The sequence below is a fragment of the Prevotella sp. LCP21S3_D2 genome (assembly GCF_052118345.1).
In the GTDB taxonomy this organism is placed as follows: domain Bacteria; phylum Bacteroidota; class Bacteroidia; order Bacteroidales; family Bacteroidaceae; genus Prevotella.
Window position 1 is genome coordinate 134,369 of the sequence record NZ_JBQKHJ010000001.1, and the last position, 13,397, is coordinate 147,765.

At 38.3% G+C, this 13,397-nt stretch carries 11 protein-coding genes; 1 reads left to right on the forward strand and 10 read right to left on the reverse strand.

Going from position 1 to position 13,397, the window contains the following annotated elements:
- Positions 1–2 precede the first annotated feature (2 nt).
- Positions 3–1,268, forward strand: coding sequence for a radical SAM protein (locus ACTQ16_RS00650; protein ID WP_441935602.1), 1,266 nt, complete (start codon positions 3–5; stop codon positions 1,266–1,268).
- Between the two features lie 154 nt (positions 1,269–1,422).
- Here the strand turns inward: ACTQ16_RS00650 and ACTQ16_RS00655 are convergent, their stop codons facing one another.
- The 10 genes from ACTQ16_RS00655 to ACTQ16_RS00700 all read right to left on the reverse strand — a co-directional run bounded on the left by ACTQ16_RS00655 (position 1,423) and on the right by ACTQ16_RS00700 (position 13,392).
- Positions 1,423–2,367, reverse strand: coding sequence for an ADP-ribosylglycohydrolase family protein (locus ACTQ16_RS00655; RefSeq protein WP_441935603.1), 945 nt, complete (start codon positions 2,365–2,367; stop codon positions 1,423–1,425).
- A 9-nt stretch (positions 2,368–2,376) separates the two neighbouring features.
- The gene (locus tag ACTQ16_RS00660) at positions 2,377–3,120 is read right to left on the reverse strand and encodes a WG repeat-containing protein (RefSeq protein WP_441935604.1); all 744 of its coding nucleotides are present in this window, start codon (positions 3,118–3,120) and stop codon (positions 2,377–2,379) included.
- 132 nt (positions 3,121–3,252) lie between these two features.
- A complete protein-coding gene (locus ACTQ16_RS00665) occupies positions 3,253–4,926 on the reverse strand; it encodes a leucine-rich repeat protein (RefSeq protein ID WP_441935606.1) in 1,674 nt (557 codons plus the stop codon).
- A 243-nt stretch (positions 4,927–5,169) separates the two neighbouring features.
- On the reverse strand, positions 5,170–7,290 hold the full coding sequence (locus ACTQ16_RS00670) for a leucine-rich repeat protein (RefSeq protein ID WP_441935607.1): 2,121 nt from the start codon (positions 7,288–7,290) through the stop codon (positions 5,170–5,172).
- 72 nt (positions 7,291–7,362) lie between these two features.
- Complete coding sequence (locus ACTQ16_RS00675; RefSeq protein WP_441935609.1) at positions 7,363–8,169, reverse strand: hypothetical protein; 807 nt, start codon at positions 8,167–8,169, stop codon at positions 7,363–7,365.
- A gap of 12 nt (positions 8,170–8,181) precedes the next feature.
- Positions 8,182–9,645, reverse strand: coding sequence for a DUF4433 domain-containing protein (locus ACTQ16_RS00680; protein WP_441935610.1), 1,464 nt, complete (start codon positions 9,643–9,645; stop codon positions 8,182–8,184).
- A gap of 18 nt (positions 9,646–9,663) precedes the next feature.
- The gene (locus ACTQ16_RS00685) at positions 9,664–10,275 is read right to left on the reverse strand and encodes a DUF6939 family protein (RefSeq protein WP_441935612.1); all 612 of its coding nucleotides are present in this window, start codon (positions 10,273–10,275) and stop codon (positions 9,664–9,666) included.
- Positions 10,272–12,017, reverse strand: a complete 1,746-nt coding sequence (locus ACTQ16_RS00690) for a leucine-rich repeat protein (protein ID WP_441935614.1) — start codon at positions 12,015–12,017, stop codon at positions 10,272–10,274. The genes ACTQ16_RS00685 and ACTQ16_RS00690 overlap by 4 nt, the downstream gene beginning before the upstream one ends.
- A 301-nt stretch (positions 12,018–12,318) precedes the next feature.
- The gene (locus ACTQ16_RS00695; RefSeq protein WP_441935616.1) at positions 12,319–12,804 is read right to left on the reverse strand and encodes a hypothetical protein; all 486 of its coding nucleotides are present in this window, start codon (positions 12,802–12,804) and stop codon (positions 12,319–12,321) included.
- 297 nt (positions 12,805–13,101) lie between these two features.
- Positions 13,102–13,392 carry a hypothetical protein gene (locus ACTQ16_RS00700; protein WP_441932802.1) on the reverse strand — a complete coding sequence of 97 codons (291 nt, stop codon included), beginning with the start codon at positions 13,390–13,392 and terminating at the stop codon, positions 13,102–13,104.
- Positions 13,393–13,397: the final 5 nt, after the last annotated feature.

Genomic DNA, 13,397 nt, shown 5'->3' on the forward strand with positions numbered 1-13,397 from the left:
GAATGGCTAATTTCACAGAAATATTTGAAACCAGAAAGAATGACTCTCGCTGGAATACCTCTTATCCACTTTCTCCGGTCGATTGGAATATATATCGGGTACCAGAAGAATTGTCATTTTCTGAAGAAGAAGAGTTGTCTTTCTATATTCATATTCCATTTTGCAAAAAGCTATGCTCTTTTTGTGAATATACAAGAATGCTTTGCCCTAGCGTGAAGCTGCAGGATCAATATGTAGATACATTAAAGCATGATGTTTTTACTTTTATGGAAAAATACCCGTCTATCAAGCTTTGCGGACTTGATGTAGGAGGGGGAACTCCAACTGTTCTGAGCGACAAATCGTTTGAGAATTTGATGAGTTTATGCAGCTCTGCCATGAGCGCTTTAACCATATCAGACAGTTTTACACCTAGTATTGAGGCTACATTTGAAACCTTGACAGCTCAAAAAGTTGATTTGTTGACATCTGCAGGTTTTAAGCGAGTATCACTTGGAATACAATCAACTTCTTCTGAAGTACTGTCATGCAATCATCGTGATTCACCGGATCTTGAATATATGAAAAAGTCAATCTCTATGTTGCATGATAAAGGTGTCTGCATTGTAAATTTAGATATGATGTATGGGTTGAAGGGACAGTCAATAGACAGTTTTCGCAAAGACATGCAAACTTTAAAATATCTACAGCCAGAGCAAGTTACAATTTATGAACTACGCACTAATATGATTAAAGAACAAGTTCACATGTCAAAAGACGAGTTATATGATGCATATTCTTTCTTATATCATAGTTTGCTTGATTTAGGCTATCATGCCCGCTTCGGACAGAATACTTTTTCTAAAAGTTCTAATGATATTGGTGTAAGTTCTTATTTGAGAGAAAGAATGATGAATGCTGGTTCCTATAAGGGATTTGGTATTTCAGCACAAAGCATGAGCCGCAACGGAATATCCTATAATGTTGGCAAACTCAAAACATCATTCAAGGATTTGTTAGAAAGCAAAACTTTTGCAGAAGAATATGTTTATCATCTTCCACCTAAAGAACTTGCGGCAAAATATATTGCTATTGGCGCTTATAATGGTTCTTTCTCTTTAAAAAGACTTAGCGAATTACTGGGGTGCGATGCCAGAACTTATTACTCCGGACAATTAGACTTCTGTCTTTCTCGAGGTTATATAGAGATTTTTGGTAATAGGGTTGCTGTCACTCCATCAGGTTTTAAGTATTACGGAGCTTTGTTCTCCTTATTTTACTCAACATAGCTATCAGGAAAAGAGCCACATTATTGTTTTACAGTTTCTATTTTTCATACACTCCGAATCTAGCTGACTTCAAAATATGTCAGCTAGATTCGGAGAGTATTATATTCATTTTCCTTGTGACTCTTGATATCCTCTCCCCCTCTATGAATAGATATTAGAGATTCGCTTGAGCGTTTATAATATTTGCAACACCAGTGATAACCTGATCAAGTTCCTTTCTATAAATCAAGCCCTCCTTATACTTTTCAGGTATGGCATCATATCCGAATTTAGCTCCCAGGATAGCACAGGCAACAGCTGCATTTGTATCAGCATCACCTCCTGCTCTCACTATAGCAAGCAAACCGTCCTCAAATGATCTTGCATGCCAATATGCCCATAATGCAGCAGACAGGCATCTCAAAGTATAGCCCATAGATTTCTGGTCTTGCAATTCTAAAGTTCTAATATCAGGAGACAAAGACAGGTCTATAAACCCTATGATGCGCTTGTCATATTTCATGGCTATATCAAAGATGTCATGATATGACAAGCCAAAATCTTTGTAGATTAGGCTATGAATCAGCTCTGATACTATCACGCATGAACCTACACAACGAGGATCATAATGAGTCAGCTTACATATATTCACAGCACACTCTTCTACAGCTTTTGGGAAAGTACCCACAATGGAAGTTCTCATGAGTGCTCCATTAGCAGCCCCTTTACGATAACTCATCTCCCATATTAGTTTGGAAACATCAAATGGCTTTTCTACATAATCTGCAAGATTTAAAACCTTGTAGGTCGTCTGACCAATACCCATAGGTTCCCCCATGGCCCAATCTTTAAAATTTTGAGCAATGGTTGTGAGATTGACGCCTTTATCTTTTATGACTGCATTTGCGATACACAGCATCATGTCCGTATCATCAGTCCAGTCACCAATTTTCCATCTTCTTCTATGACGGTCTTGAAATATATCACTATAGTGGGTAATACCATTAGGATATTTCTGGCTTATTTCCTCTTCCGCCATTCCTTCAGTAGCAAGACCAAGGGCATCTCCTATGGCTTGCCCATATATTGTTCCTTTAATTTTATCTATAATATTTGTCATAACTCATTCTTATATAATTGAATCATCTTGTTCATGTCCTTCGTATTCGCTCTTATATGAGTCCCTTTTCTTTTCATAGGCTTTATCTCGCCCCAAGATACTCGAGAAATCCATATTTTGCGAAAAGCCTCCTTTTACGACATTAGTAGATTTGCGTTCCTTGCCATAGAACGTCCATATTGCATCGTACTCTACAGGTAAGACTACCTCACCATTCTCGTCAATAAGTCCCCATTTGCTTTCGTTTATTCCATTTGTTACGCCTCCTGTTTTTACTCTTGCAAGTCCCTTGTCAAATCCATCAATCCAATTGTATTTACCAAATGGAACAACAACAGAACCATCCACACGTAACACCCCGTATTGGGATTCTTTATTCTGTACCGTATATAGCTCCTTATTTCCTATTGCAGGTATCAGATAACGAAAGGATGGTTCTAAAACGACCTCTCCTTTAGAATTTATAAGTCCATACAAGAGACGCCTATAACATGCTACATTACCACCACTTCTGACAAAGCCATAAACATCTTCAACAGCGACTCTGATTTTGTCTTCTTTGCTATAACAGTCACCATAATACATATCATATTGTGGCTCAACGATGATGACACCATTTTTATCAACAAAGCCAATTTTATTACCACTTGTAAATGGTATGAGTAATCTTGGGTCTTCTTCCAATTTATAGGAAGATGCCGGTACAAGTACCTTAGTGTACTGATTCACAGATAATATTGTTTTCTTTTCCATAACTTTTAAACAGATGATAATATAATGAATACATATTAACAGACAAACGATTGTAATCGATGTGGGAAAGATTATTTTGCTCCCTCTTCTTCATCGGTTACCTCCACACTTTCTTTTCTCTGATTAGTTGTACTAACTCTTATAGCCGGGAATTTGTAACGGAAACTTAAAAAGCTCATTACCAAAGTGAGATATTAAATTTTGTTCAAGTCTGTATGGCAAATTACATTTATAAAATGCACCTCTTCTAATGTTAGTCACACTATCAGGAATGACTATATTGGACAGAAAACGACAATTTGAGAATGCACCAATTCCAATACTAGTCACACTATCAGGGATGACAATATCAGACAGAGAACGACAACCACAAAATAAAAAATTTGCAATGTTAGTCACACAACTAGGGATGCCTATATTGGACAGAGAACGACAACCATAAAATGTACCATTTCCTATGCTGGTCACACTATTTGGGATGATGACGTTGGACAGAGAACTACAACTCCTAAATGCACCATTTCCAATGCTAGTCACACTATCAGGAACAACTACGTTGGACAGAGAACAACAACCCCAAAATGCACCACTTCCAATGCTAGTCATACTATCTGGAATGACTATATTGGACAGAGAACTAAACTTAAAAGCACCATCCCCAATACTAACCACACTATTCGAAATTACAATGCTAGTCAAAGAGCTACACTTTGAAAATGCATCATCACATATTATTCTTGTACCCACTTTAACAGAATAGTTCCCTTTTAATCCTTGTGGAGCTTTCAACAATTTTCTTCCATCTTTGCTATATTTCACTCCCCATTCATCTATAAAGGCTTCATTCAACTCATCTTCAGTTACTTCTGTTGATAAGTCTTCAATAGTTTGAGGTAGGAGAGGCTTTTCGCCAATAAACAACCTGAAAGAACATGCAGAAAGCTCCTTTCTTGCCAATGCAAGCACGAAAAGAGAGTAAAGTGTACAGAAATCCTTATCACACATCAATTCCTGCAAGGCAGATATGACCTTGCTATTTGATGGATTGCGATAATCATTTTCCGAGAAGAGAAGCCTGTCTGATGCACCATAGGTATCTAACAAAGTAGAATTCATAGATATTGCTTTCAATGACAAGGCGATGCTTGCCAAAGAAAAATCATCTATTGTTTCATCGAAATCATCCACAGTACGCAATGGATGACAGAAATCCTTGGTACCGATAGTTGGAGATTTGCAGCCTTTCATCGCAGGCACAAACATTCCATCATAATCCACCAATGTAAGAGAACCATCGGGACGAACAATGATATTGTCTGGCTTGACGTCACCATGAGCAAAAGATTGAGTACGGAGCCAAGCTGCCATTTTACCAAAGCGATAACAAAGCATTGACATAGCAGATTGATTGTGATAGTTTGCTGCGATGTAAGCTTCCATCGTTTCACCATCTACCCAATCCATCAACAATACAGGAAATTCATCCTCCTCGCATTGACTGTCCACGAAGAGTTCCTTCTCCATATACTTTCCTGATGTAATGTATGGAGAATCAACCATATCCAATTCATCTGCAATCTGGCGATAGGCTTCAACTCGCCCTTCCTGTTCTGCCGTAAAACATTTGAGGGCATAATATTTCCCGGTACTCTTGTCCTGCATCTTAAACACCACGGCCAAAGCACCACTACTGCGATATGGCTCTCCGTGATCATCCAGTACAGGAGTCAAGTGAGCCAACTCTTCAAGATTATCACCTGCATCTTGAATGGCCTTTACATATTCTGATATCAATGGATACTGCATATTGTATACTATTGTTTAATTCTTTATCTACAACTGTATTTCAGACTATATTGCAAAAATAATCATTTCAACCGAAGATGCCCAAACTTAAAAACATTTTAGCTATATTTGCTCCTAATACTTTAACAGTTCGTTAATAAATCAATAATGATTGGTATCTACCCAGCACCTCTATTGGCACGAATAGTAACCTCCTCTTCTTCATTAGTTATCTCCATACTTATTTTTCTCTGATTAATTGTACTAACTCTTTAAAAAGGCAGGAAAGTGTAATGGTAACTTAAACAGCTCATCACCAAAACGAGAAATTAATTCTTGTTTAAGATCGTATGACAAATTACTACAATTTACAAATGCCCAATCACCAATACGAGTCACACTATCAGGGATGTCCATGTTAACCAAGGAACTACACCCCCAAAATACACTAACACCAATGCTAGTCACACTATTAGGGATGACTATATTGGATAAGGAACGACATTTGCAAAATGCTTCATCACCAACGCAAGTTACACTATTTGGGATGACAACACTAGTTAAAGAGCTACATTGGTAAAATACGTCATCCCCAATGTTAGTCACACTGTCTGGAATAACTATATTAGACAGAGAAGTACAACTAGAAAAAGCACCTTCACCAATGCTAGTAACACTATTTGGAATAACTATGTTGGACAGAGAAGTACAATCAGAAAATGCCCAATCACCAATACTAGTCACACTATCTGGAATAACTATGCTGGACAGAGAAGTACAACTAGAAAATGCACCTTCACCAATGCTAGTAACACTATCTGGAATGACTATGCTGGACAGAGAAGTACAACTAGAAAATACACCATCTCCAATGCTAGTCACACTATCTGGAATGATATATGATTCTATTTTTTGATTTCTAAAAGAAATAATTTCACTTTTATTTATATTGAATAAAACATCATCCTCATAAATGAAGTTGGGTGACAAACATTCTAACTTACCTTTCCAGCCGCTAAACGGGTTTCCGTTTAAGCAAATTACGCTTTTTGGAATGGATATACATTCCAAAAAGCTACAACCATTAAATGCACCTTTTCCAATGCCAGTAACACTATCTGGAATAACTATGTTGGACAGAGAAGTACAATCAGAAAATGCCCAATCACCAATACTAGTCACACTATTAGGAATGACGATATTGGACAAAGAAGTGCAACCTTTAAATGCCCAATTCCCAATACTAGTCACACTACCAGGAATGACGATATTGGACAAAGAACAAGAATACCAAAACACCTCATCACAGATCATTCTTGTCCCCTCCTTGACGGAATAACATCCTTTTAGTTCTTGTGGGGCTTTCAATAATTTTCTTCCATCCTTGCTATATTTCACACCCCATTCATCAGTAAAAGCCTCCTTCAACTCTTCCTCTGTAGCTTTGGTTGATAAGTCTTCAATAATTTGAGGCAGAAGAGGCTTTTCGCCAACAAACAATCTAAAAGAACATGCTGAAAGCTCCTTTCTCGCCAATGCAAGCATGAAAAGAGAGTAAAGTGTACAGAAATCCTTATCACACATCAATTCCTGCAGAGCAGATATTACCTTACTATTTGAAGGATTGCGATAATCATTGTCTGAGAAGAGAAGTCTGTCTGAGGCACCATAGATATCTAACAAAGTAGATTTCATCGAGATAGCCTTTAAAGACAAGGCGATGCTTGCCAATGAAAAATCATCTATCGTTTCATCGAAATCATCCACAGTACGCAATGGATGACAGAAATCCCTGGTACCGATAGTTGGAGATTGGCTGCCCTTCATGGATGGCACAAACATCCCGTCATAATCCACCAATGTAAGAGAACCATCGGGACGGACTATGATATTGTCTGGCTTGACGTCTCCATGAGCAAAAGATTGAGTACGGAGCCAAGCAGCCATCTTTCCAAAACGATAACTCAGCATCAACATGGCTGACTGATTCCGGTAATTTGCCGCAATGTAAGCTTCCATCGTTTCTCCATCCACCCAATCCATCAACAATACAGGGAATTCATCCTCCTCGCATTGACTGTCCACGAAGAGTTCCTTCTCCATATACTTAACTGATGTAATGTATGGAGAATCTAACAAATCCAGTTCGTCTGCAATCTGACGATAGGCTTCGGCTCGCCCTTCCTGTTCTTCCGTAAAACACTTGAGGGCATAATATTTCCCGGTACTCTTGTCCAGCATCTTAAACACCACGGCAAAAGCACCACTACTGCGATATGGCTCTCCGTGATCATCTAATACGGGAGTCAGGTAAGACAATTTATCAAGATTATCGCCAGCATCTTGAATGGCTTTTACATATTCTGATATCAATGGGTACTGCATATTGTGTACTGTTATTTTATCTGCTTCTACAAATTTTAATGACAACAAATAGGGGCATAAAGAAGATTGACGTTAGCCTTTGAAATAAACCAGCGTAAAATCATCCATATCTAAGATTCCTTTCGAATTCAGTTCTTTCAAATATAGTTCAAACCGACTGTTAGATGATGTTGCATCTAACAAAGATTGGAGCACATCCTTCCAAAAATCAAACTTCATGGTCTCTGCTGTTTTCAAAAGTTGTGAATTGCCAGATGCTTTCAGATATTCTTCAGCAAGTTCCGCACCATACTCCTTACTTTTAGACAATTCATACATCATCATGATATAATGCGATAAGGCATCACTGGCAGCAAAGACTACCGAAGATTCATCCAAATCAAAGTCACCACATCTGAAACCTTCCTCTTCCAGGGGATCTTTACAGCTAACCAACCTGGGAGGATTGCTAAAATCAGACAATTTCGTAAAACTGTGTTCCAAGACACCAGTTTCTATGCAATAATGGAAGACTACGCTATCACCGTATGCCATCCATTTACATTTCTTTTCCCCTGTTATCCATGTCGCAGCAATTGTAGCACAAGACCCCTCATTATAATATTTATTCAAAAGAATGCCGTCGCCTTCCTTTGCTCTTTCCTCGTGCTCATTATAAAAGGGCTCCCAAATGCCATCTACCCATTCGTCAAGTTCTTTGAAGGAGACGACGGGTTTATCTTTCGGAAGATGTTTTACAAGATACTCCGACCACTCATTGGCAAACAAGCCACAGCCTCCTGCCCCATCGGATACAGCTATACAGGTATCCGATGAGTAGAAAGCATCTTCGTTTGCAACATGGTCATTGAACTTTGCTATACTTACACCTCTATTCATACCCTAAAAATATTATGGATTCTGATTGGCCAGCATTCTTGATAGCGTACCAATCTTCATCATTTTAACCAATCTCTCCATACCAGTATTTACTCCCATGGCACGATAACGAATATCTGCCTGCTTGTCTCCAAAAATATTGCGAATCTGCTCATTGTAGTTGAGAGGTAAGAGACTTGACATTTCATAGAGTTTTTTACCATATCCATTGCCGTTCAATTCATCAACAGTTGCAGGGAACACTACTGATTCTGCATGTTCTGGTACAACATGAATGTTGAATAACAAGACATTACCATCATTGGTAAACATTGATTTCAATTGATTGGCTATTTGTTGCATCTCATCATACGAAGTTCCATTATACTCACCATCAGTGATATTGATAATCGTTGGTGGATAACAATCCTTGTCATGATGCTCTTTCATCCAATTTTCAAGCAAACCTTCCGCACGTTTGAAAGCCTTATCCATGCGTGTCCAACTACCATCATGACGAGCTACCATCCATTGCTTGTTCTCAACTTCCTTGAAGACTATTCCTTTACGAGTACGCTTCTCTTCCTTCACCATTTTCTTTTGATAAGGATTATTACGAATCTCTTCCGGAGTAACAAAGTCTCGTCCTTCCAGATTGCCATTCCAGGCACTATAAGCCTCTGTGCCATAACCTATCATGGCAATATCAAAGTAATGGCGAGTTTCATTAATCTTCACACATCGCTCCACCAACTCGTTGATTTGGGCATTTACAATACGGGCAACAGCCTCAGATAAAGTCATATCCTCACCATTAAAGGTGGTAATTCTACGCATAGAAACACTTTGGTCCACCAGGAAGATGAATGCTGTAGGATGCTTACGGTCAACACAAGCGGTATATGCATTCTTGCTCTGCAATATCTGTGGCTGACTTGGAATTGGAATACCAAAGTTGCCGATGTTCTTAATATACTTCAGAGGAATACTATTCTTTACCAAAATCTCTGCCTGATAGAAAGGCTGTTCATCTATATCCAGGTCAAAATGTTTGTTTGCCTTGACTGTTTGAAAATGGATTTTCTTGAAATCTTCCAAGTTTCCACCAACGTTTGCGCCACTTCTTGTAGCATTTCTGTCTGAGAACTTTGTCTGTTCATCAAATATTACCTCTGTGTCTATTTCCAGAATGATAGGATTAGATATACGTTGCTCATTCATAGCTACGTACATCATTGGATGCTGTTTGGTAAAACTCACTCGCACATAATGCTCCAATCCATCTCGTTTGTCGAGCGACCAGGAAGTAGAACCTGGTCCACCACCTCCCGGCTTAGGAATAGTAATTCCTCGTTCCTCACAATCCTTCCAAGAAAAGAGGCCACCATTCTTGATGATGTTCTCTAAGTTATCACGATCTGTAAAGTGATATAACTTTGTGATATGATGCTGTTCAAGGATATTCTTAAAATCCTCCCAATTATTTCGTTTACTCATAATTTTTTATTTTTTAAATCAAAAAAGTTCTAACTTCTGTGGCTTGTCAACCTTTGATTTTGCCTCCGTATTCTGTTTATCCCCATAAGGATATATACCTTCTACGTATGCCTTGATCAAAAAGGCATGAGACAAAGGTTTACTTGGGTCATCTACATCACAGTTGATTTCATAATCCAACAAGATAATGGTTTTCGTTTTACTTGCCTCCTTCAATCGTTCAATGATTGTTGGCACTTTATTCTCCAATACCCATTGGTAAGTTGGAATATATATCTGCTTTCTAGCTTCTATGTATCCAAGAAGTTCCTTGCCATATATTCCTTTGCGATGTCCCAAAGGCTTACCATACTTGCGTACAGTTCGCTTGATATTCTTCATCGTATCATTCTGTAGCATCTGTACATCTACATCTGCTCCTTCAAACACCTTCAACCCCTGCCAAATAGCTTCTACACAAGTAGCTGTCACTCCATCGCTGAATGGAACTGGTATTCCACCATGTGGGTAGAATGGACTTAATTTGATTAAGCTATCTTTAGCATGGCTAGTTACATCCGCAATGATTGCATCGGGATGTTTCTTGAGAATATTCTCTAGCTTTTTACGTTTTGAGTCTATTAGTATCATAATTGCTTAAATATTTTATCTCCAAATCGAGAGATTAATTTTTGTCTAAGATCGCATGGGAAATCGCAATCTTCAAAAGCACCTTCTCCAATACTGGACACACTATCAGGAATGACTATATTGGACAGAGAAAAACAACGATTGAATGCATTAATTCCAATGCGAATTACGCCATTAGGAATGTCTATGTTATTCAAGGAAATACAACCAGCAAAAGCACCAATACCTATACTTTTCATACTATTTGGGATAATAATATCAGCCAAAGAGTTACAACAAAGGAATGCACCAAATCTAACATTCATCACACCATTAGGAATGGCATAAGATTTCTGGTTTTGATTTCTAAACGATATGATTTCGCTTTTATCCTTATTGAATAATACACCATGCTCGTAAATAAAGTTGGATGACAAACACTCTAGCTTACCGTTCCAACCATAAAATGGATTTCCATTTAAGTTCGTTACATTTGTGGGAATCACGATATTAATTAATGTTTCGCAATACGAGAATGCCCCATTTCCAATGCTAGTCACACTATCAGGGATAAAAATACTAATCAAAGATGTGCATTTAAAAAAAGCACCACCCCCAATACTTGCCACACTATTCGGAATGACAACTTCTGCCAAAGAACTGCACATTGAAAATGCTTCATCACATATTATCCGTGTACCCTCTTTGATAGAATAACATTCTTTTAGTTCTTGTGGTGCTTTCAACAATTTTCTTCCATCTTTGCTATATTTCACTCCCCATTCATCTATAAAGGCTTCATTCAACTCATCTTCAGTTACTTCTGTTGATAAGTCTTCAATAGTTTGAGGCAGGATAAGCTTTTCGCCAACAAACAATCTAAAAGAACATGCAGAAAGCTCCTTTCTCGCCAATGCTAGCATGAAAAGAGAGTAAAGTGTACAGAAATCCTTATCACACATCAATTCCTGCAGGGCAGATATAACCTTGCTATTTGAAGGATTGTGATAATCATTTTTTGAGAAGAGAAGTCTGTCTGAGGCACCATAGATATCTAACAAAGTAGATTTCATCGAGATAGCCTTCAATGACAAGGCGATGCTTGCCAAAGAAAAATCATCTATCGTTTCATCGAAATCATCCATAGTACGCAATGGGTGACTGAAATCCTTGGTACCGATAGTTGGAGATTTGCACCCTTTCATAGAAGACACAAACATTCCATCATAATCAACCAATGCAAGAGAACCATCGGGACGGACAATGATATTGTCTGGCTTGATATCGCCATGAGCAAAAGATTGAGTACGGAGCCAAGCAGCCATTTTGCCAAAGCGATAACAAAGCATTGACATGACAGATTGATTGTGATAGTTTGCCGCAATGTAAGCTTCCATCGTTTCTCCATCTACCCAATCCATCAACAATACAGGAAATTCATCCTCCTCGCATTGACTGTCCACGAAGAGTTCCTTCTCCATATACTTTACAGAAGTAATATATGGAGAATCAACCATATCCAATTCATCTGCAATCTGACGATAGGCATCAGCTCGCCCCTCCTGTTCTTCAGTAAAACATTTGAGAGCATAATATTTCCCGGTACTCTTGTCCAGCATCTTAAACACCACGGCAAAAGCACCACTACTACGATACGGCTCTCCGTGATTATCTAGTACGGGAGTCAAGTAAGCCAATTTATCAAGATTATCGTCAGCATCTTGAATGGCCTTTACATATTCCGATATCAATGGATACTGCATATTAAGCACTATATTTTTATATGTTCAAGAACAACAAAACGCTGCCCTATTTTTTGCCATATCAGAGATTATATTTGGCTCTGTTTTGATAACTATAAACGGCATGGCAAAATTACAAATAAAAGCTGAGAAACACACTTTTTTTGAAGTTTTTTTTCGAGAACAGAGCAAATTAAAGTTCTTTTGGCTTAAATATCGCTCACCATACAGCAATAAAACTATTTCCTTTCAAAGTCCAATCTTAATTTATACACTGAATTTAAGTCTGCACATTCCCTGTCAAGAGAACATGCAGACTTTTTTATACCCATCCTTTACGATGCAAATACCAAACAAGCCAATAAATTAGTATCTCTGCTCCGAATCCACCTCCAAGGACTATCCATAACACCCCAGAATGGATTTCTGTAATGTTCACAATGACCACTAGTACCAAAATCGAAAATGTAAAAATCAAAGTCAACATACATGCCGCAGCAACATCAAGAGGAAGCGAGATTCTACCTGATGCCTCATTTACATCATCAAGCACCGCTCGCACTTTCTTGCCAAAGGTATCAGCAACATCATCACCCATTTTTACTGCAACCTTCTCTATACTTGACTTAATTCTTTCATCCACTCGAACAGTATTAGCCTCCTTCAACATAGGAAGGAGTTTGCCAATCTTGGCTGTAGAGGCATCTACTTGCTCTGAAATAATCTTGTAATTACGGACACTTTGCTCAACTATACCTGATAATGCACGAAACGCATTGATGTATTGATTGAGCAAATCACGATCCATATCTCTCTGTTGTTCGGGCGAAAAGGTATCCAATTGCGCCCGAAGTTCATCAGTGTCGTTTTTTTCATTCTATTCTGTTTTAATTATTATACTGAGTCCATTTGAAAAAGTCCCGAATCATATATTTTGTCTTTGTAACTTATTGACAATCAATGGCACGTTTTCGTAAAAATGACTTTTTCAAGTGGACTCAGTAACTGGATAAAAAAAAGAGAGTGTGTCATAAGTCCATGACGCACCCTCATCAACTTAAATTAACGAGACTCTGTTTATCCTTCTCCTCAAGCAGAGAGATACCTACATCATCCCTTCCAGTTTTTCCTGCGCCTCGCGCATATCTTTTTCAAAATTCACATGGTCTAGAAGGAATTCCGTTCTGCCTTGAGAAAGAAGAAGATAGAGCTGAGGATTCATGCCCTCCACATATTGGGCGATGGCATACTCTATATCATCCCTCTGGGTAGGATTGGTTGAAAACTCAAAGACTCTAAGCTTCTGATGAATAAAGCAATATGCCGACTCTATGCAATCTCTGGTGATGCTCCCCAATAGGAGAGCATCACCATTATAATCTTGTTTCTGATTCATTCTGA